This window comes from Pseudomonas farris, assembly GCF_019145235.1.
GTDB lineage: Bacteria > Pseudomonadota > Gammaproteobacteria > Pseudomonadales > Pseudomonadaceae > Aquipseudomonas > Aquipseudomonas farris.
Genome location: NZ_JAHSTV010000018.1, coordinates 12,920 through 31,490, shown reverse-complemented (window position 1 = coordinate 31,490; position 18,571 = coordinate 12,920). Strand labels below are relative to the sequence as shown.

The 18,571-nt window shown below is 59.1% G+C and carries 18 protein-coding genes; 12 read left to right on the top strand and 6 right to left on the bottom strand.

Features of this window, described 5'->3' with window-relative positions; translation table 11 throughout:
• Positions 1-73 precede the first annotated feature (73 nt).
• Positions 74-700 (bottom strand): TetR/AcrR family transcriptional regulator, encoded by a 627-nt coding sequence (locus tag KVG95_RS28095; RefSeq protein WP_217858713.1) that lies wholly within the window; start codon positions 698-700, stop codon positions 74-76.
• Between the two features lie 178 nt (positions 701-878).
• Between KVG95_RS28095 and KVG95_RS28090 the strand changes: the two genes are divergently transcribed.
• The 8 genes from KVG95_RS28090 to ppnP all read left to right on the top strand — a co-directional run bounded on the left by KVG95_RS28090 (position 879) and on the right by ppnP (position 10,297).
• Positions 879-2,681 carry an acyclic terpene utilization AtuA family protein gene (locus tag KVG95_RS28090; protein WP_217858712.1) on the top strand — a complete coding sequence of 601 codons (1,803 nt, stop codon included), beginning with the start codon at positions 879-881 and terminating at the stop codon, positions 2,679-2,681.
• 12 nt (positions 2,682-2,693) lie between these two features.
• Positions 2,694-3,608 (top strand): SDR family oxidoreductase, encoded by a 915-nt coding sequence (locus KVG95_RS28085; RefSeq protein ID WP_217858711.1) that lies wholly within the window; start codon positions 2,694-2,696, stop codon positions 3,606-3,608.
• 2 nt (positions 3,609-3,610) lie between these two features.
• Complete coding sequence (gene atuC, locus KVG95_RS28080) at positions 3,611-5,227, top strand: geranyl-CoA carboxylase subunit beta (protein WP_217858710.1); 1,617 nt, start codon at positions 3,611-3,613, stop codon at positions 5,225-5,227.
• Between the two features lie 68 nt (positions 5,228-5,295).
• On the top strand, positions 5,296-6,453 hold the full coding sequence (atuD, locus tag KVG95_RS28075; protein WP_052963949.1) for a citronellyl-CoA dehydrogenase: 1,158 nt from the start codon (positions 5,296-5,298) through the stop codon (positions 6,451-6,453).
• Positions 6,450-7,247, top strand: a complete 798-nt coding sequence (locus KVG95_RS28070) for an enoyl-CoA hydratase/isomerase family protein (RefSeq protein ID WP_217858709.1) — start codon at positions 6,450-6,452, stop codon at positions 7,245-7,247. The genes atuD and KVG95_RS28070 overlap by 4 nt, the downstream gene beginning before the upstream one ends.
• A 109-nt stretch (positions 7,248-7,356) precedes the next feature.
• Complete coding sequence (locus KVG95_RS28065; protein ID WP_217858708.1) at positions 7,357-9,318, top strand: acetyl/propionyl/methylcrotonyl-CoA carboxylase subunit alpha; 1,962 nt, start codon at positions 7,357-7,359, stop codon at positions 9,316-9,318.
• Positions 9,319-9,389: 71 nt separating this feature from the next.
• The gene (locus tag KVG95_RS28060) at positions 9,390-9,938 is read left to right on the top strand and encodes a 3'-5' exonuclease (protein WP_217858707.1); all 549 of its coding nucleotides are present in this window, start codon (positions 9,390-9,392) and stop codon (positions 9,936-9,938) included.
• Between the two features lie 74 nt (positions 9,939-10,012).
• Entirely contained in the window at positions 10,013-10,297 is a 285-nt protein-coding gene (gene ppnP, locus KVG95_RS28055) for a pyrimidine/purine nucleoside phosphorylase (RefSeq protein WP_007895072.1), read from the top strand.
• A 74-nt stretch (positions 10,298-10,371) separates the two neighbouring features.
• Here ppnP and KVG95_RS28050 read toward each other — a convergent pair whose 3' ends face one another.
• Together KVG95_RS28050 and KVG95_RS28045 are read right to left on the bottom strand one after the other, a co-directional pair.
• Positions 10,372-11,175, bottom strand: coding sequence for an MOSC domain-containing protein (locus KVG95_RS28050; protein WP_217858706.1), 804 nt, complete (start codon positions 11,173-11,175; stop codon positions 10,372-10,374).
• Between the two features lie 90 nt (positions 11,176-11,265).
• Positions 11,266-12,201, bottom strand: coding sequence for a chemotaxis protein CheV (locus tag KVG95_RS28045; protein WP_052963960.1), 936 nt, complete (start codon positions 12,199-12,201; stop codon positions 11,266-11,268).
• Between the two features lie 463 nt (positions 12,202-12,664).
• Between KVG95_RS28045 and KVG95_RS28040 the strand changes: the two genes are divergently transcribed.
• From KVG95_RS28040 to KVG95_RS28030, 3 genes are all read left to right on the top strand, one after another.
• Positions 12,665-13,135 carry a hypothetical protein gene (locus KVG95_RS28040; RefSeq protein ID WP_217858705.1) on the top strand — a complete coding sequence of 157 codons (471 nt, stop codon included), beginning with the start codon at positions 12,665-12,667 and terminating at the stop codon, positions 13,133-13,135.
• Between the two features lie 472 nt (positions 13,136-13,607).
• On the top strand, positions 13,608-14,501 hold the full coding sequence (locus KVG95_RS28035; RefSeq protein WP_217858760.1) for a sensor histidine kinase: 894 nt from the start codon (positions 13,608-13,610) through the stop codon (positions 14,499-14,501).
• Complete coding sequence (locus KVG95_RS28030) at positions 14,498-15,157, top strand: response regulator (RefSeq protein ID WP_052963964.1); 660 nt, start codon at positions 14,498-14,500, stop codon at positions 15,155-15,157. Before KVG95_RS28035 ends, KVG95_RS28030 begins: the two co-directional genes overlap by 4 nt.
• On the opposite strand, the gene yegS is transcribed toward KVG95_RS28030, so the two are convergent.
• Positions 15,141-16,058: a lipid kinase YegS gene (yegS, locus tag KVG95_RS28025; protein WP_217858704.1), complete on the bottom strand. Its 918-nt coding sequence runs from the start codon at positions 16,056-16,058 to the stop codon at positions 15,141-15,143. The genes KVG95_RS28030 and yegS overlap by 17 nt on opposite strands.
• Positions 16,059-16,382: 324 nt before the next feature.
• Between yegS and KVG95_RS28020 the strand changes: the two genes are divergently transcribed.
• Complete coding sequence (locus KVG95_RS28020; protein ID WP_007895062.1) at positions 16,383-16,691, top strand: hypothetical protein; 309 nt, start codon at positions 16,383-16,385, stop codon at positions 16,689-16,691.
• A gap of 65 nt (positions 16,692-16,756) precedes the next feature.
• Here KVG95_RS28020 and KVG95_RS28015 read toward each other — a convergent pair whose 3' ends face one another.
• Both KVG95_RS28015 and moaB read right to left on the bottom strand, forming a co-directional pair.
• Entirely contained in the window at positions 16,757-17,983 is a 1,227-nt protein-coding gene (locus KVG95_RS28015) for a molybdopterin molybdotransferase MoeA (protein ID WP_217858703.1), read from the bottom strand.
• On the bottom strand, positions 17,967-18,506 hold the full coding sequence (moaB, locus tag KVG95_RS28010; RefSeq protein WP_007895059.1) for a molybdenum cofactor biosynthesis protein B: 540 nt from the start codon (positions 18,504-18,506) through the stop codon (positions 17,967-17,969). Before moaB ends, KVG95_RS28015 begins: the two co-directional genes overlap by 17 nt.
• Positions 18,507-18,571: the final 65 nt, after the last annotated feature.

The following is an 18,571-nucleotide window of genomic DNA, read 5'->3' as shown; positions in this document are numbered from 1 at the left end:
GAAAAATACCCATCAATGCATTCAAGCTAGGCGGTTTCGCCGACTTAGCCAGTTTCATACCGAGATAGACGGCTTACTGCCGTTCTTCGAGCACCAGAATAAGCGCTTCATCGGCCAATTGATCGAGACTCATGCTGCCATCGGCACGAAACCAGGTGGTAGTCCAGGATAACGCGCCCGTCAGGAAACGGCGGGTGATAAACACATCGCCACGGATAAAACCGGCGCCCTTGGCTTCCCCCAGCACCTGCAGCCAGATGTCTTCATAAATATCACGCAGCGCCAAAACTTGCGCCTGGCCTTCTGCTGACAGCGAACGCCATTCATACACCAGCACCGCCATGGCCTCGCCGCTGCCGCCCATGATCGACTGCAATTCACAACGAATCAGCGCCAACACTCGCTCACGCACGTTGCCGGCCTCGGCCAGGGCTGCGCGCATTAACGCAGTGTTGTAGCGAATGGTCTCTTCCATCACTGCCCGCAGGATCTCATCCTTGCTTTTGAAGTGATGAAAAATACTGCCTGACTGAATACCGACCGCACCGGCCAGATCGCGCACGGTGGTACGTTCATAACCTTTATTACGAAACAGGTGAGCAGCCACTTGCAGCAGTTTGCCGCGGGCGCTGTCCGGGTCGGTCAATTGGCCGCTGTCGACCAATTCGCGCATCACCCTCAGGGCTTTTTGCTCGTCCACCCGTTCTCTCCTACAGTCGATCAATCAATTGCGCCGCTGGCCGCTAAAACAGCGGGGTTGCGCGGGCAATTTAAGCTGGCAGGGGCGACCAAGCAAGCGCTTGGGCAGAAGATATTTCAGTCGTTTACAAACCAAGCGCTTGCTTGGTAGTCTCGAAGCACTTCTGTCGGAGGTGGTTATGGAATTGGCTGCGCCCAAAACAATCCGTATCGGTTGCGCCAGCGCATTCTGGGGCGACACCTCGACCGCCGCCGAGCAACTGGTGGAAGGCGGGCGGCTGAACTATCTGGTGTTCGATTATCTGGCCGAGATCACGATGTCGATCATGGCCGGGGCGCGGATGAAAGATCCGGGGGCCGGCTACGCCAGCGACTTCATCGAAGTCCTCAGTCCCCTCCTCAACCAGCTCGCAGAACAGAAGATCCGCGTCATCAGCAATGCCGGCGGCGTCAATCCACACGCTTGCGCCGCTGCCCTGCAAACGGCCTGCGACAAGGCCGGAGTGGCGCTGAAGATCGCCGTGCTGTCGGGCGACGATTTGCAACCGCAGTTCAAACGCCTGAGCAGTCTTGGCCTCCATGAGATGTTCAATGGCACGCCGCTGCCGCCGATGTGCGTGTCGACCAACGCCTACCTCGGCGCGCCGGGCATCGTCGAAGCCCTGCGCCTGGGCGCCGACATTGTGATTACCGGGCGCGTGGTCGACAGCGCCGTGGTCAGCGCCGCGCTGGTGCATGAGTTCGGCTGGTCGTGGCACGACTACGACAAACTCGCCCAGGCTGCACTGGCCGGGCACCTCATTGAATGTGGCGCCCAATGCACCGGCGGCAATTTCACCGATTGGCACGACGTTCCCGACTACGAACACATCGGTTTTCCAATCGTCGAAGTCGGTGCCGACGGCCAGTTTATCGTCAACAAACCCGACGGCTCCGGCGGTCTGGTTACGCCCCTGACCGTTGGCGAGCAGATGCTTTATGAAATCGGCGACCCACAGGCCTATTTGCTGCCCGACGTGGTGTGCGATTTCAGTCAGGTCAAACTCGTGCAGCAAGGCAAAAACGCGGTGCAGGTGCATGGCGCAAAAGGTTTGCCGCCGACCGATCAGTACAAGGTCAGCGCCACGTATCCGGACGGTTTTCGCTGTACCGCCAGCTGCCTGATCGCCGGGATCGATGCCGTGGCCAAGGCCCGACGGGTCAGCCAGGCGATCATCAACAAAACCTCGGAAATCTTCAGCCAGCGCGGCTGGGCGCCCTACAGCGAAGTGAACATCGAACTGCTGGGCAGCGAAGCCACTTATGGCCCCCACGGCCAGCGCCAGGACAGCCGCGAAGTGGTGATCAAACTCGCCGTGCGCCACCCAAGCAAACAGGCCTTGATTCTGTTTTCCCGGGAAATCGCCCAGGCCGCCACCGGCATGGCGCCGGGGTTGACCGGGATCGTCGGCGGGCGGCCGACGGTGTACCCGCTGATCCGGCTGTTTTCATTCCTGATCGATAAGACCGCCTGCACCCTGGAAATCGACCTCGCCGGTGAGCGCCACCCGTGCGCCCTGCCCGCCTTCGATGTACTCGACCCGGATGACTTGCCGCTACCGTTCGATCCGCCCCAACCCACAGAGCGCGCCGACGCCAGCGTGGCCCTGATCAAGCTCGCCGTGGCGCGCTCCGGCGACAAGGGCAATCACAGCAACATCGGCGTCATGGCGCGCCATCCCGATTACCTGCCGTGGATCGCCGAAGCGCTGACACCTGAGGTGATCGTCGACTGGATGAGCCATGTCCTCGACCCGATCCACGGGCGTGTCGAACGCTGGTATTTACCCGGCACTCAGAGCTTTAATTTTCTTCTGGAGAACGCGCTCGGCGGCGGTGGCGTGGCCAGTCTGCGGATCGATCCGCAAGGCAAGGCGTTCGCCCAACAACTGCTGGAGATCCAGATTCCGGTGCCGCAGCGCATCGCCGATCAGGTCAACTAGAGGACCGTCGTCATGGCTTATGACTCGATTTACAAACCCGACCTGTTCGCTGGCCAAAACATCATTGTCACCGGGGGCGGCAGCGGCATCGGCCGTTGCACTGCCCACGAGCTCGCAGCCCTCGGTGCGCAGGTGCTGCTGGTGGGGCGAAATGTCGAGAAACTGAAAAAGGTCGCCGCTGAAATCACCGAAGACGGCGGTAAAGCCAGTTGGCAGGTCTGCGATATCCGCGATGAAGACGCCGTCACGCAATTGGTCAGCGAATTGATCCGCAAACACGGGCCGATTCATGGGCTGGTCAACAATGCCGGCGGGCAGTACCCCTCGCCCCTGGCGTCGATCAATCAGAAAGGGTTCGAAACCATACTGCGCACCAACCTGGTGGGTGGTTTTCTGATGGCCCGTGAGGTGTTCAATCAGTCCATGAGCAAGCACGGCGGCGCCATCGTCAACATGCTCGCCGACATGTGGGGCGGCATGCCCGGCATGGGTCACTCGGGCGCGGCGCGCTCGGGCATGGACAACTTCACCAAGACCGCCGCGTTTGAATGGGGCTATGCCGGCGTGCGGGTCAACGCCGTCGCGCCAGGCTGGGTCGCCTCCAGCGGCATGGACACCTACGAAGGTGCGTTCCGGGCCGTGATCCCGACCCTGTGCGAACACGTACCGCTCAAGCGCATCGGCACCGAATCGGAAATCAGTGCGGCAATTGTTTTTCTGCTCAGCCCGGCAGCGGCGTTTGTCAGCGGCAGCACGTTGCGCATCGACGGCGCCGCCAGCCTCGGCGGGCGGGCCTGGCCGATGCACAAGGCGCAGAACAGCCACTCGTACAACGGCTTTCACCGCGCCTATTTACCCGAAGTACTCAAACCCGACTCGTCCAAACCAGACGTCCCCAAGCCAGACGAGCTCAAGGACAAGGAATAACCATGCCGGTCATCCAGTCCCAGGTAGATCCGTTCAGCGAACCGTTCGCCCGCAACCGGGCGGCCATGCTGGCCGGCATCGAACAGGTCCGTCAGCTCGAGCAGAACTTGCTGAGCAAAGCCGCCGAAGCCAAGCCCAGGTTCGACAAGCGCGGGCAACTGCTGCCCCGGGAGCGGCTTAACCTGCTGCTCGACCCCGGCGCGCCGTTCCTCGAACTGGCGAGCCTGGCCGGCTATAAATTGCACGACGACAAGGACGGCAGCTCGGCCGGCGGCGGTTTGATCGCCGGGATCGGTTACGTGTCCGGCGTGCGGGTATTGGTGGTGGCGAACAACAGCGCGATCAAGGGCGGAACCATTTCCCCCAGCGGTTTAAAAAAGTCTCTGCGCCTGCAACAGATCGCCATGGAAAACAAACTGCCGGTAATCACCCTCGCGGAAAGCGGGGGCGCCAACCTCAATTACGCAGCGGAGATTTTCGTCGAAGGCGCGCGCAGCTTTGCCAATCAGGCGCGGATGTCGGCCATGGGCTTGCCGCAAATCACCGTGGTCCATGGCTCGGCCACGGCGGGCGGTGCTTATCAGCCGGGGTTGTCGGATTACGTGGTGGTGGTGCGCGGCAAGGCCAAGCTGTTTCTCGCCGGGCCGCCACTGCTCAAGGCCGCCACCGGTGAAATCGCCACCGACGAAGAACTGGGCGGCGCCGAGATGCACGCGCAAACCGCCGGCACCGCCGAATACCTGGCCGAGAACGATGCCGATGGCGTGCGCCAGGTGCGCGAGATCATGAGCCTGTTGCCGTGGAACGATCAGTTGCAATGGTTACCCGAACGGCGATGGGAAGAACCGCTGTACCCCATCGACGAACTGCTGGGATTGATCCCGGATGACCCGAAAAAGCCTTACGACGTGCGTGAAATCATCGCCAGGATTGCCGACGCTTCGAACTTCCTTGAATTCAAGGGCGAGTTCGACCAGCAAACAATCTGCGGGCATTTGCAGATTCAGGGTCGAGCCTGTGGGCTCATCGGCAACAACGGCCCGATTACGCCCAAAGGTGCGAGCAAGGCTGCACAGTTCATTCAGCTCTGCGATCAGAGCCAGACGCCCCTGCTGTTTTTCCACAACACCACCGGCTTCATGGTCGGCACCGAGTCGGAACAACAAGGGGTGATCAAGCACGGCGCGAAGATGATTCAAGCGGTGGCCAATGCTCGGGTACCTAAATTGACGATCGTCGTCGGCGGCTCCTACGGCGCTGGCAACTACGCGATGTGCGGCCGTGGCCTCGACCCTCGCTTCATCTTCGCCTGGCCCAACAGCCGCAGCGCGGTGATGGGCGGCGCTCAGGCCGGCAAAGTGTTGCGGATCGTCACCGAAGCCAAACAGCTCAAGGACGGGTTGGTGCCCGACCCGAAAATGCTCGACATGCTGGAACAGGTCACCGCGCAGAAACTCGACAGCCAGTCCACCGCGCTGTATGGCAGCGCCAATCTGTGGGACGACGGGCTGATCGATCCGCGGGACACCCGCACGTTGCTGGGGTATTTGCTGGACATCTGCCATGAGGCCGAGGTTCGTTCGCTGCAAGCCAACAGTTTCGGCGTAGCCCGGTTTTGATGACGCGGAGCGTCTAAGGCTGCATTCCCACGCAGAGCGTGGGAACGATCACAGGAGAACAATAAAAAATGATCTTTACCCAGGAACACGAAGCACTGCGCCGCACCGTCCGCCAATTCGTCGATCATGAGATCAATCCTCACGTCGATGAATGGGAAAAGGCCGGGCGCTTTCCGATCCATGAAATCTTCCGCAAGGCTGGCGACCTCGGTCTGCTGGGAATTAGCAAACCGGAAAAATTCGGCGGCATGGGGCTCGATTACAGCTATTCGATTGTGGCTGCCGAAGAGTTCGGCACCATTCATTGCGGCGGTATTCCGATGTCCATCGGCGTGCAGACCGACATGTGCACCCCGGCCCTGGCCCGTTTCGGCTCCGATGAACTGCGTGAAGAGTTCCTGCGGCCGGCGATCACCGGCGAGCAGGTCGGCTGCATTGGCGTCTCCGAAGTCGGCGCCGGCTCCGACGTAGCAGGTTTGAAAACTACTGCCCGCAAGGACGGCGACGACTATGTAATCAACGGCAGCAAGATGTGGATCACCAATTCGCCGAGCGCCGACTTCATCTGCCTGCTGGCCAACACCTCGGACGACAAGCCGCACATCAACAAGTCGCTGATCATGGTGCCGATGAACAGCCCCGGCATCAGTCTCAGCTCGCACCTGGACAAGCTCGGCATGCGCAGCTCGGAAACCGCCCAGATATTCTTCGACAATGTGCGCGTGCCGCAACGCAACCGCATCGGCCACGAAGGTGCGGGGTTCATGATGCAGATGCTGCAGTTCCAGGAAGAACGATTGTTCGGCGCGGCGAACATGATCAAAGGCCTGGAGTACTGCGTCGACAGCACCATCGAGTACTGCAAGGAGCGCAAAACCTTCGGCAATGCGCTGATCGACAATCAGGTCATTCATTTCCGTCTGGCCGAACTGCAAACCGAAATCGAATGCCTGCGGGCGCTGGTCTATCAGGCCACCGAGCAATACATCAAAGGCCAGGACGTCACCCGCCTGGCGTCCATGGCCAAACTCAAGGCCGGGCGACTCGGTCGGGAAGTCAGCGACAGTTGCCTGCAATATTGGGGCGGCATGGGCTTCATGTGGGACAACCCGGTGGCCCGGGCGTACCGCGACGTGCGGCTGGTGTCGATCGGCGGCGGTGCCGACGAAATCATGCTGGGGATCATCTGCAAACTCATGGGCATCCTGCCGGGGAAAAAGAAATGAACACCCTTCCCGTTTGCCAGACCCTGTTGCTCGAACGGCATAACGGCGTCCTGCACATCACCCTCAATCGCCCCGACAGTCGCAACGCCATGAGCCTGCAAATGGTCGCCGAGCTGCGCGCGGTACTGGCGGCGGTGCGGGATGACCGGCAGGTTCGCGCGTTGGTGATCAGCGGTGCTGGCGGGCATTTTTGTGCCGGTGCCGACATCAAGGACATGGCCAAGGCCCGCGCTCAAGGCGCGACCGCCTACCGCGAGTTGAACCGTGCGTTCGGCGCCTTGCTGGAAGAAGCTCAGCACGCGCCGCAAGTGGTCATCACGGTGCTGCAAGGCGCGGTGCTTGGCGGTGGTTTCGGTCTGGCCTGCGTCAGTGATATCGCCATGGCCGATCATCAGGCGCAATTCGGCCTGCCGGAAACCAGCCTCGGTCTGTTGCCGGCGCAGATCGCGCCGTTCGTGGTGCAGCGCATTGGCCTGACCCAGGCCCGCCGACTGGCCCTGACCGCCGCACGGTTCGATGGCACCCAGGCGCGACGGATGGGGCTGGTGCATTTTGTCGAGCATGATCCGCAAGCCTTGGCCGAGCGCCTCGATGAGGTGCTGGCCCATGTGTTGTGTTGCGCGCCGGGGGCGAATGCGGCGACCAAAAAACTCTTGTTGGCGAGTGCGGTGCAACTCTCGGATGGCCTGCTGGATCAGGCGGCCGAGTGGTTCAGTGAAGCGGTGACCGGGGATGAAGGGGTCGAGGGGACGATGGCCTTTGTGCAAAAGCGAAAACCGGGTTGGGCTATTTAAAAGCTTCGCGAGCAAGCCCGCTCCCACAGGGGAATGCATTTCAAATGTGGGAGCGGGCTTGCTCGCGAAGAGGCCCTGAATGACACCGCAAAACTCAAGGAAAGCCCCCATGCCCGCCTTCAGCAAAATCCTGATCGCCAACCGCGGTGAAATCGCCTGCCGCATCCAGCGCACCGCGCAAGCGCTGGGCTACCGCACCGTCGCAGTGTTCAGCGATGCCGACGCCGATGCCTTGCATGTGCAGATCGCCGACGAAGCTGTGAACATCGGCCCGGCCCCGGTGCAGCAGTCTTACCTGAACATCCCGGCAATCATCGACGCCGCCCGGCGCACCGGTGCTGATGCGATCCATCCCGGTTACGGCTTCCTCTCCGAAAACGCAGAGTTCGCCCGCGCCTGCCAACAGGCCGGCATCATCTTCATCGGCCCGAGCCCCGAGGCCATCGAGCTGATGGGCAGCAAACGTCTGTCGAAATTCGCCATGATCAAAGCTGGCGTGCCTTGCATCAAAGGCTATCAGGGCAGCGAACAGGACGACGCGGCCCTGAGCCGCGAAGCCGAACGCATCGGCTACCCGCTGATGATCAAGGCCAGTGCTGGCGGTGGCGGTCGTGGCATGCGTCTGGTGCATAGCGCCGCCGAGTTGTTGGAGCAACTCCGTACCGCACGCTCCGAGGCGCTGCATGGGTTTGGCAACGACGAACTGATCCTCGAACAAGCCTTGATCGACCCGCGTCACGTCGAGGTTCAGGTGTTTGGCGATCAGCACGGCAACCTGATCCACCTTGGCGAGCGCGACTGTTCGATCCAGCGCCGCCACCAGAAAATCATCGAGGAAGCGCCCTGCCCGGTAATGACCGCCGAGTTGCGCCAGGCCATGGGCGAAGCTGCGCTCAAGGCTGGGCGCGCGGTGAAGTACGTCGGCGCTGGCACTGTGGAGTTCCTGCTGGATGCTCGCGGGCAGTTTTACTTTCTGGAGATGAACACCCGGCTGCAGGTGGAACATCCGGTGACAGAGCTGATCACAGGCCTTGATCTGGTGGCCTGGCAGTTACATGTCGCCGAAGGACTGCCACTGCCGTTGCGACAGGAGCAGGTGCAGCTCAATGGCCATGCCATGGAGGTGCGCCTGTACGCCGAAGATCCAGCCCAGGGATTTGTGCCGCAAACCGGGCGAATCGCAGCCTGGGAGCCTGCGTTACAGGGCGGCGTGCGGATCGACCATGGCCTGATCGAAGGCCAGTCTGTCTGCCCGTTCTATGACCCGATGCTGGGCAAGCTCATCGCCCACGGCGCCACCCGCGAAGAAGCCCGGCGCAAGTTGTTGCGGGCGGTGCAGGACAGCGTGCTGCTGGGTGTGCAAAGCAATCAGCGCTTGCTCGCCCGTCTGCTGGAACATCCGCAGTTCATCAGCGGCGAGTTCAGCACCGGGTTCATCCCCACGTACTTCGCCGATCATTCCTGCCTGCATCCCCATGTGCCGAGCGCCGAAGAACTGGCCATCGCTGCAGCGCTGTTTTATCAAGCGTCGGCGCAGGCTCACCGCGCCCCGCTGGCTGGTTGGCGCAACAACGCCAGCGTGCCGTTGCACTACCGAATCGGCCTGGAGGATCAGGATTGGCCGGTGGAATTGAACGCTGAACCTGGCAAACGCTACCGTGCTCAGGTCGGCGCTCGCGCTCTCGAACTGAAGGTCATCGGATGCGATGGACGCTGGGCCACCCTGGAAATCGATAGCATCCGCCAACGCCATGCCTACCGCCTCGAAGCCGGGCAACTGTGGTTGTTCACGCGCCCCGGCAGCCTGCAGCTGGTCGATCGGACCCAGGCGCTGGTCAGCGGCCAGGCCAGTGTCAGTTCCGGCACGCTCAAGGCGCCGATGGACGGGGCAATCGTCGATGTATTGGTCAGTGAGGGCAGCCCGGTCAGTAAAGGTCAGCTACTGGTGGTGCTTGAAGCAATGAAAATGGAGCATCCGCTCAAATCGGGTATCGACGGCGTGCTCAAACGGTTGCAGATCAAGGTAGGCGATCAGGTCAAAAATCGTCAGATTTTGTTGGAGGTCGAATAAGCCGCTAGGCGGATCCGCCGCGTTTGGCTACGCTCAAGCCCTATCAGGACGCGGATACCAGGAACCCTGCGATGCCTCACTGGTTGGTCATTGATCTGGAAGCCACCACCGATGAGGGTGGCTGGCCAGTAACAGAAATGGAAATCATCGAAATCGGTGCCACCCTCGTGGACCGCAAGGGCCAGGAACTGGATCACTTCCAGTGCTTCGTGCGCCCGTTGCGCCGGCCCTTGCTGACGCCGTTTTGCCGGGATCTGACCCACATCACCCAGGCCAATATCGATGCCGCACAGCCGCTCACCGACGTCTGGCCGTTGTTCGAACGCTGGCTCGGCCAACATCACGCGCGCCTGGACGGCTGGGCCAGCTGGGGCGATTACGACCGCAAACAACTGCTTCAGGAATGGCAGCGCCTGCAACTCAACAGCATCCTGAGCCGGGTGCCACACATGAACCTCAAGCAACGCTTCGCCAAGGCTTGTCGGCTTGAGCGCCCGCTGAGCCTCAATGGAGCCCTGCAACTGGCGGGCCTGCAGTTCAACGGTCAGCAGCATCGAGCCCTGGAAGACGCGCGCAATACCGCGCGTTTGCTACCGCTGATTTTCCCCGCTAATCCTTGAGTGCAGGAGGTGACGCCTATCGACACCTTGTGCATACTGGCCGGCCCTTTTTAGCCCTTTTCGAGGAACCGCCCATGTTTAAAGTCAACGAGTACTTCGACGGCACCGTCAAGTCGATCGCCTTTGGCACCGCTGAAGGTCCAGCGACCATCGGCGTCATGGCACCGGGCGAATACGAATTCGGCACCAGCCAGCGTGAAATCATGCACGTGGTGTCCGGCGCCCTGACCGTCAAACTGCCTGACAGCGACACCTGGGAAACCTTCGCCGCCGGCAGCCAGTTCAACGTGCCCGCCAACAGCAAGTTCCAACTGAAAGTGGCCGTCGACACCGCTTACCTGTGCGAATACCGCGGCTAAAACCGTGGGTTTTCACAGCGACAAAAAAATGCCCGTGTCCTTGGACACGGGCATTTTTTCATTTTGAAGGGCTTTTATTCGAGGATCGTCACCGGCATGCCGACTTCCAGGCGGCCATTACCGTCGTTGACCAGATTCTGACCGAACATCGCACCGTCGGCCTCGGTGCGGTATTTCTGCAGGGTGGCCAGTGGTTCACGATCTTCGCTGCGTTCGCCGGTCTGCGGGTCGATAGTGGTCAGAATGCAGCGTGAGCAGGACTTGACTACGCGGAACTCGACATCGCCAATACGGATACGCTTCCAGCTATCTTCGGCATACGCTTCACTGCCCTCGATGACCAGATTGGGCCGAAAGCGCAACATCTCCAGCGGCCGCCCGACCTTGCTCGACAAGTCTTCCAGCGACGCCTGACCAATCAGCAACAACGGAAAGCCGTCGGCAAAAGCTACCTGATCATCGTCCTTGCCATAGCCGGCCTGGGTGGTCCGCGCGCGATCAACTGGCACTTGTACCAGGCGCGTCGGTTTGCCGATGAACTCACTGACCCAGGCACCCGCCGCATCGCCGGCATCGGGAACGCGCAAAGTGTCGCGCCAGATGGTCACCCCACGCAGATCGGCATCGCCGTCAGGCAACGCAATATCGATCGGTGAATGGTCCGGGGCGCTGAGGGTCAAACCGCCGTCGGCATTCCACAACGCCGACAACTGACTCATTTTCGCGACCGCGCGTTGGGTCAGAAAACGCCCACTGGCCTCGTCCACCAGCATCCAGCGTCGATCGCCGTCCAGCCCCAGCTTATCCAGGCTGACCTGATTGAGGGTCTCGCCCTTGCCGGATTTCAACGGAAAACGATAAAGCGCGCTCAGACGCATGGCCAGCTCCCTAGTAGGTGAAAACGCCACCCTATACGAGCTTGTTTGCCGAATCAAAGGCTGATGTCAAACCAGCCTCTGCTCGTAATGTCAGGCAGGTACTGCGTCGAGCATCAGGCGCTGGCGCACCACGTCGACGAGTTTGTCGGGCTGGAACTTGGAGAGAAAGTTGTCGCAGCCGACCTTCTTCACCATCGAGTCGTTGAAGCTGCCCGACAGCGAGGTGTGCAACACCACATAAAGGCCGCGCAAGCGGGGGTCGTTACGGATTTCGGTGGTAAGGCGATAGCCATCCATCTCCGGCATTTCCGCATCGGTGAAGATCATCAGCAACTTGTCAGTCATGACTTCGCCCGTATCAGCCCAGGCCTTGAGCATGTTCAGTGCCTTCAAGCCATCGCTGGCGATGTGCATCTTCACGCCCAACTGACCCAAGGTGTCGCGCAATTGCGAAAGGGCCACGTTCGAGTCATCCACCAACAACACTTCACGGCCACGGGCGAGCTCCAGCACCGGATCGTCGAGTTTGTCGCGCGATACCTTGGCGTTGTACGGAACGATTTCGGCCAGGACTTTTTCGACGTCGATGATTTCCACCAACTGATCATCAACCTTGCTGATGGCGGTCAGGTAATGCTGGCGACCAGCACTGGCCGGCGGCGGCAAAATGGCTTCCCAGTTCATGTTGACGATGCGGTCCACGCCACCGACCAGGAACGCCTGCACCGAGCGGTTGTACTCGGTGACGATGATGGTACTGGTGGGGCTTGGCACCAGCGGGCGCATGCCGATAGCCTGGGACAGGTCGATCACCGGCAGCGTCTGGCCACGCAGGTTGACCACGCCGCACACAAAAGGATGGCGTTGCGGCATCAGAGTCAGCTTCGGCAGCTGTAGCACCTCCTGGACCTTGAAGACGTTGATCGCAAACAATTGCCGTCCGGCCAGCCGAAACATGAGAATTTCCAGGCGATTCTCACCCACCAGTTGCGTGCGTTGGTCTACCGTGTCGAGAATGCCGGCCATTAATGACTCCTGGGCTTGTTCTGATGAATTCATTAAAGGGAGTTATCGGCTGTTTTTGCCGGACCTTGACCCCCAGACAAAATGCCACGTCCAGACATTGATGTCACATTAACATCATGCTTTACTGGCTCCGTGATTTTCATCTGCTTCATTTCCTGCGGCGCGACCACGGTTTGCACGTTAGGTTCCCCTATATAAGGGATTCCCCTAGTAACAATCAGGCCCAACCTGATATTCGCAATATCCAATAGCCATTAATGTGACGCCATTCTCATTGCATGAACGGAGTCAGGCTTTTGTGTGCGATCGCAGGTCAGTGGCCATCCATCTTCTCGAGTTCCCCAGCCGGCACTCAAACCTGCCGGAGCGCGATCTCACGAAGGCTTGGCAGCGCCGGGACGCCTATGGTTCCCGTCGGCACACACGACATTCCCTCATCTGATATGACGTTGTGGAGATAAGCATGCCGATCGACACCAAAGAGTGGGCGCAACGATTTCCAGAGTTTCTGGTCGAGGCTGAAACACTCTTGGCCAAATCCGAGGAATGCCTGAGTCATTTGCAACTGATCAGCAATGACAAGGACGCCATCGATTGCATGCTCAGCACCCTTCTCAAACTGTCCAGCAAGGCCGATGCCTTGGCACTGGCGGCGGTCTCGGAGTTCTCGCTGCATATTCACGGATTGCTGAGCCACGCGCAGAACCACATGGACCTGCACGATGAAGCCCTGGACGCACTCAAGGACTGCTTCACATTAATGGCCTGGCAACTCGAACTCATCGATCAGACTACCGGTCAACTCGGTCTCGATAACAGTGAACAGACCTCGCTGATTGAAGCGTTTGCGTTTCAAGTTGGACATAGTCAGTTTCAACCGCCCAGCCACTCCAGACCGTTCAGGCTCGTTTCTTTCGCGGAACGGCAAGCCTGAAATTACCGGCCTCTGGCCGTGTTGCGCTTTTTATTGTCATGACGCTACCCTCTAACTTGGTGCGTTCATGTCGCTATTGAATATTCTGACCATTCGACGACAGCTCGAAACTTATCCCTGTCTCCACTTCAGATAGTGCCTGTCCAATTAAAACAAGATGCCTGCAATTGATATCTTCCTACGATAAAACTCGAAAGTTTTTCCATTATGGAACTATCGTCCAAAAAGCATATTTCCTGACTGTATAGAGTTATATACCGAACGCGACCAACGGTATCTTAAGTGGTATTATGCCGACCATTAGTTGACTCAACTAATGACAGAGTGACGCCAGACGAGCACATTTAAGGCTGTATTTCAAACATTGCACTGCAGCCATTGAAGCCGACTTCACACAACGATTTCCACACAGAGACCCGTCAGCCCTTACGGCCGGTCTGCCCGCAGCGAACACCCATTGGCTCCATCCGCTATGTACGCCAGCCTCAAGTCAATTACCCTGTGGCCACCCTCCCGAAAAAACGCGCGCCGGCTCACGCTTTTTCTGTGTATCTGCTCGACGCTTGGCAGCCTGCTGATCTACAGCTTGTCCATGCCTCTGCCGTTGAGTCTGCTGGTGCTCAATAGTGCAGCGCTGACCTGTGTCTGGGTGAGACATTGCCTCTCGCGCAAATCGATAAAGTTTCAACCTCAAGAACTGGCTGACCGTCTGCTGCAAGTGCAGGAAAACGAACGCCACCGGCTCAGTCGGGAGCTGCATGATGACATCGGCCAATTGCTGACCGCCGCAAAACTGCAAAGTGAATGGCTCAAACGCCGATTGCCCGAAGAACTGCAGGGGCAGTGCTCGGTGCTCAGCGAAACGCTGGACGAAACCCTGACCAAGGTTCGTGACGTCTCGGCCATCCTCAATCCGCGGCAACTGGCCAGTCTCGGGCTGGAAGCCAGTCTGCGTGCGCATTTACTCAGGACCCTGGCCAATACCTCTATGCACTGGAGCCTGGAATGCCATCAACGCTTGACGGGCATACCGGAGGAAATAGCGGTGGCAGCTTTTCGAATCACTCAAGAAGCAATTACCAATATACTGCGTCACGCCGAGGCCAGTAATCTGTTGGTCCGCCTGCAACGCCTGCCCCAGGGCCTGACGCTGTTGATCAGCGACGACGGCCAGGGTTTCGCGCCTGCGACAGATCCCGCTCGCGAGGGGCAACGCGGAATGGCCGGGATGTCGGAGCGGATCGATCAGCTAGGCGGCACACTGACCGTGACCAGCGAACCGGGCAAAGGCACTCAAATAGAAGCACTCTTCCCCTGGGCGCCCCGTGCGCTAGAACGGGCCAGTACGAATAAGGTTATGCATTGACTTGTAACTTACTTCTGGTGGACGACCACTCGCTGATCAGGGCTGGCGTGCGCGCTCTGGTGCTGGATATTCCCGGCTATGCGGTAATCGGGGAGGCCAATGACGGCTCGCAGTTGGTCGAGATGGTCGAGCAGCTATCCCCGGACATCATTCTGCTGGATATTTCCATGAAGGAAACCAGTGGCCTTGAAGCCTTGCAACGACTCAAGCAAGTACGCCCGCAGTGCAAAGTGCTCATCCTGTCGATGCACACCGACCCGGCACTCATCATGCAGGCACTGGAATCAGGGGCTCATGGCTACCTGCTCAAGGACACCACGCCCACCGAACTCGAACATGCCCTGGATGCCTTGCGCAATAACGAACGCTACCTGAGCCCGGCCATTGCCCATACGGTCATCAACCAGGCGCTGACCCGAACCCAGAAAAATCAGACGCAACCCCAAGACTCGCACAACCTGACGGCACGCCAGCTGGAAATCCTGCGACTGATTGTTCGCGGCAAATCCACGCGGGAAATTGCCAATGGCCTGGGTCTGAGCATCAAGACTGTCGAAACCCACCGCTCGCAGATCATGAAACGCTTGCAGATCTACGATGTGGCCGGCCTGGTGCTGTTCGCCGTGCGCGAGCAAATTATCAGTCTGGACGATTAGCTGGATTCGAGACGCTCAGCAGCGGCGAGCCCTCGGGCAAATGCACTCGCAATGCCGCCGGGCGCGCCGAGAAACGCAGACTATCGCCCTCCAGAGGTTCACCATCAAGGTTGATATAAAGACCCTCCGAGACTTTGATCTCGACCCATGGCAACCGAGCTCGCACAAACATGTTGTCGATGCCGAAGCCATCGGTCAGCAAATTTTTCAAGGTACCGACCACTTCCTGTGGCGCGGGCAAAATGCTGATATCCAGCAGACCATCGTCAGCCAGCGCCTGCGGGCACAACACATGACCGCCGCCAGCCTGTCGACCATTGCCAATGCCCAATGCCAACAATTCGCCGCTCCAGTGAAAATCCGGCCCCTGCAACTCGCCATAGGCTGCATGCAACTCACTGAAGCGCGATAGACCCGTGAAGAGATAAGCGGCGCCCCCAAGGATTTTTTTCAGATCCTCGGAGGTATTGGCCGTGACCTGACTGCCAAAACCGCCTGTGGCCATGTTCAGGAAAACCTGACCGCCGACTTCTCCCAGATCAATGGCTCGCGGGGTAGCCTCCAGAAGGTCCAACGCCTGAGCGGGCTCCAGAGGCACACCGGCAGCGCGAGCAAAATCGTTGGCGGTGCCCAAGGGCAAAAGTACCAGACTGGCTTGCGTAGAATGCGCCGCCATGGCTTCGGCGATATCACGCAAGGTACCGTCGCCGCCGCCGGCAATCAGCTGCGTATAGCCCGCCGCCAGCGCTTCTTCCACCAACCGCTGCGCATCACCGGCCTCCCAGGTCAGTCGAACAGCCAGTTCCCAGCCCTGCTGGCGCTTGCCTTCGATGGCTGCACGGACCTCCTCATTGAGTGCCTGCTTGCCATGCAGAATCAACAGTGCCTTGCGCTCGCTCATTTTTGCCACTCCCATATCCGCAGTTCCATGGGATATGTTGACCTCGCAGCGCCTTATAAAAGTCGCAAAAATTTGAATTATTTCCAGGGGAAGAAAACGTGAGTCCTACAGAGCGGTATTTTTTCTTACAAAACGTGAGGAATCGGCTCAATTGACCCAACAGGGCAATTGGTACACCGTTGTGTCTCAGTTATCAGTCATCACCCGTTATTTACACAGGGACGTGAAAAACAATGAATGGACCCACCTTAAGGGCCTCAAAAAGCGCAGGCAATAACGGCATCGGCCACTTCAATGGTTTTAACGCAAGGAGCCAGTTACTCCATGCAAAGCCATGACCTCAGACTACCGGTAACTCCGGTCGCGCCGTTCGCAGAAAATCGCGCCAATCATCAGGCTGAACTCAAAAACAGCGCAAAGCCCGCCGGAGAAGTTGATATGGAACCTCGCGTCATTGAACTGGAGACACACCTCAAATACATCCGAAGAGACATGGATGAAGTCCGGGGTGACGTCAAATCCATCAAACACAGACTTGCCTATTCAGCTGGCGGAACAGCCGTGATCCTGGGACTTCTGACCTGGATCGCCAACAGCCGCTTCGACCAGGTCGTGACACTTCTGGCACATTAAGGAATGGTCATCCACGCAAGCCCAATGCGATCAATCGGACTTGCGTGACAAAACCAGCGCCTGTATCAGCTCAAGACTTCACTCAGCGGGATGAAGCTCACACAATCACCCTCGATCAGCGTACGGTCCTCCAGCACTTCAACCAGACCGTCAGCCCAGGCAGCACTGCGCAGTACGCCAGAGCTCTGATTCCTGTAGATGATTGCCCGGCCATTCTCCAGACGTCCGCGCAAGTACTCACGTCGGTTACCAGCCTTTGGCCAGACAAACCCTGCCGGCACCTGAAACTTCAGGGGTTCAACCTCTTTTACGCCTTGGCGACGCAAGAGGTAGGGCCTTGCCAACAGAGCAAAAGTCACCAGGGTCGATGCCGGATTGCCGGGTAAACCAATCACAGGCACGCCACGAAAATGCCCGAACGTCAGTGGTTTTCCTGGTTTGATGGCAAGCTTCCACAGAGTCAATTCGCCCTCTTCCCGCAAGGCAATGCCCAGAAAGTCGGCTTCTCCCACCGATACGCCACCGGTCGAGAGAATCAGGTCGACATCCTTTAGCTCACCAAGGCGGGCACGAGTGGTCGTTAAATCATCGGGAAGAATGCCGGCATCGATCACCTCACAACCCAAGCGCTGCAACCAGCTGCAGAGCAATACTCGATTGCTGTTGTAGATCTGTCCCGGCCCAAGGGCCTGACCTGGCTCAATCAACTCATCACCGGTAGACAAGACCGCAACACGAATTTTTCGAACCACGTCCAGCTCAGCGCATCCCAGCGATGCCGCCAGCCCCTGCTCGATAGGCCCCAGACGTGTTCCAACGGGCAAGATCAGCTCACCAATGGTGGCTTCCTGACCTTGTGGACGGATGTTCTTTCCTGGGGTCATGGTCTCGGTGAAACGAACCCGCTCATCCGCCTGAACCTCGGCATTCTCCTGCATCTCGACACAGTCGGCACCTGCAGGCACAGGCGCGCCGGTGAAGATTCGCGCACAGGTACCCGGCTTCAAGGGCTCCGGGGCCTGGCCCGCAAAAATCTTCTGACTGACCACCAACGGCTCTCCCGTCCAGTCGGCCAGGTGCAAGGCATAACCGTCCATGGCACTGTTGGGCCAAGGCGGCAAATCAAGTGTCGAGACCAGGTCAGTGGCCAGCACACGCCCCTGAACCTGCGCCAACGGCAAGCGTTCGTGCTCATGAATCTTCGAGGCGTCAGCCATTTCCAGTAAACGCGCCAGTGCCACCTCGACAGCCATCAGACTGCCAGCCTTACCTGGCTTACCCGCGCGATTCACAGGGTGCCGCCTGTTTCAGGTGGGCCACGAAATTGCACGGACGGTGACGCGAATCCAGTTGCTCGGCAAGAATGCCGTCCCAACCGGTGCGCACCGCATTGGTCGAGCCCGGCAAGCAGCATACCAGCGTGCCATTGGCCAGACCGGCCAAGGCCCGGGACTGAACCGTCGAGGTGCCGATATCCGCTACCGATATCTGCCGGAATAACTCACCAAAACCATCAACCTGCTTATCCAGCAGGCAACTCACGGCTTCGGGTGTGCTGTCGCGACCGGTGAATCCGGTACCGCCGGTGATCAGCACCACTTGCACAACCTCATCGGCAATCCAGTTGGCGACTTGCGCGCGAATTTTGTAGAGGTCATCTTTAAGCAGTACACGGGCCGCCAGGTTATGACCGGCAGCGCTCAAACGGTCGACGAAGACCTGGCCTGAGGTATCGGTTTCCAGGGTACGGGTATCGCTGACAGTCAGCACCGCGATGTTGAGCGGTGCGAAAGGTACATCAGCCTTGGCTTTCATAGGCTCGTCCAGTTGTAGGAGAAACAGCCCGGTGTTATATCACAGCGCCTCATTTTTTCGCCGCC

Bases quoted from the DNA above. Each gene is read 5' to 3' on its own strand.
- yegS (WP_217858704.1), bottom strand. From the start codon at position 16,058: ATGAGCGAGCGCAAGGCACTGTTGATTCTGCATGGCAAGCAGGCACTC.
- atuD (WP_052963949.1), top strand. From the start codon at position 5,296: ATGATCTTTACCCAGGAACACGAAGCACTGCGCCGCACCGTCCGCCAA.
- ppnP (WP_007895072.1), top strand. From the start codon at position 10,013: ATGTTTAAAGTCAACGAGTACTTCGACGGCACCGTCAAGTCGATCGCC.
- atuC (WP_217858710.1), top strand. From the start codon at position 3,611: ATGCCGGTCATCCAGTCCCAGGTAGATCCGTTCAGCGAACCGTTCGCC.
- KVG95_RS28035 (WP_217858760.1), top strand. From the start codon at position 13,608: ATGTACGCCAGCCTCAAGTCAATTACCCTGTGGCCACCCTCCCGAAAA.
- KVG95_RS28045 (WP_052963960.1), bottom strand. From the start codon at position 12,201: ATGGCCGGCATTCTCGACACGGTAGACCAACGCACGCAACTGGTGGGT.
- KVG95_RS28060 (WP_217858707.1), top strand. From the start codon at position 9,390: ATGCCTCACTGGTTGGTCATTGATCTGGAAGCCACCACCGATGAGGGT.
- KVG95_RS28050 (WP_217858706.1), bottom strand. From the start codon at position 11,175: ATGCGTCTGAGCGCGCTTTATCGTTTTCCGTTGAAATCCGGCAAGGGC.
- KVG95_RS28020 (WP_007895062.1), top strand. From the start codon at position 16,383: ATGCAAAGCCATGACCTCAGACTACCGGTAACTCCGGTCGCGCCGTTC.
- moaB (WP_007895059.1), bottom strand. From the start codon at position 18,506: ATGAAAGCCAAGGCTGATGTACCTTTCGCACCGCTCAACATCGCGGTG.
- KVG95_RS28085 (WP_217858711.1), top strand. From the start codon at position 2,694: ATGGCTTATGACTCGATTTACAAACCCGACCTGTTCGCTGGCCAAAAC.
- KVG95_RS28070 (WP_217858709.1), top strand. From the start codon at position 6,450: ATGAACACCCTTCCCGTTTGCCAGACCCTGTTGCTCGAACGGCATAAC.
- KVG95_RS28065 (WP_217858708.1), top strand. From the start codon at position 7,357: ATGCCCGCCTTCAGCAAAATCCTGATCGCCAACCGCGGTGAAATCGCC.
- KVG95_RS28090 (WP_217858712.1), top strand. From the start codon at position 879: ATGGAATTGGCTGCGCCCAAAACAATCCGTATCGGTTGCGCCAGCGCA.
- KVG95_RS28040 (WP_217858705.1), top strand. From the start codon at position 12,665: ATGCCGATCGACACCAAAGAGTGGGCGCAACGATTTCCAGAGTTTCTG.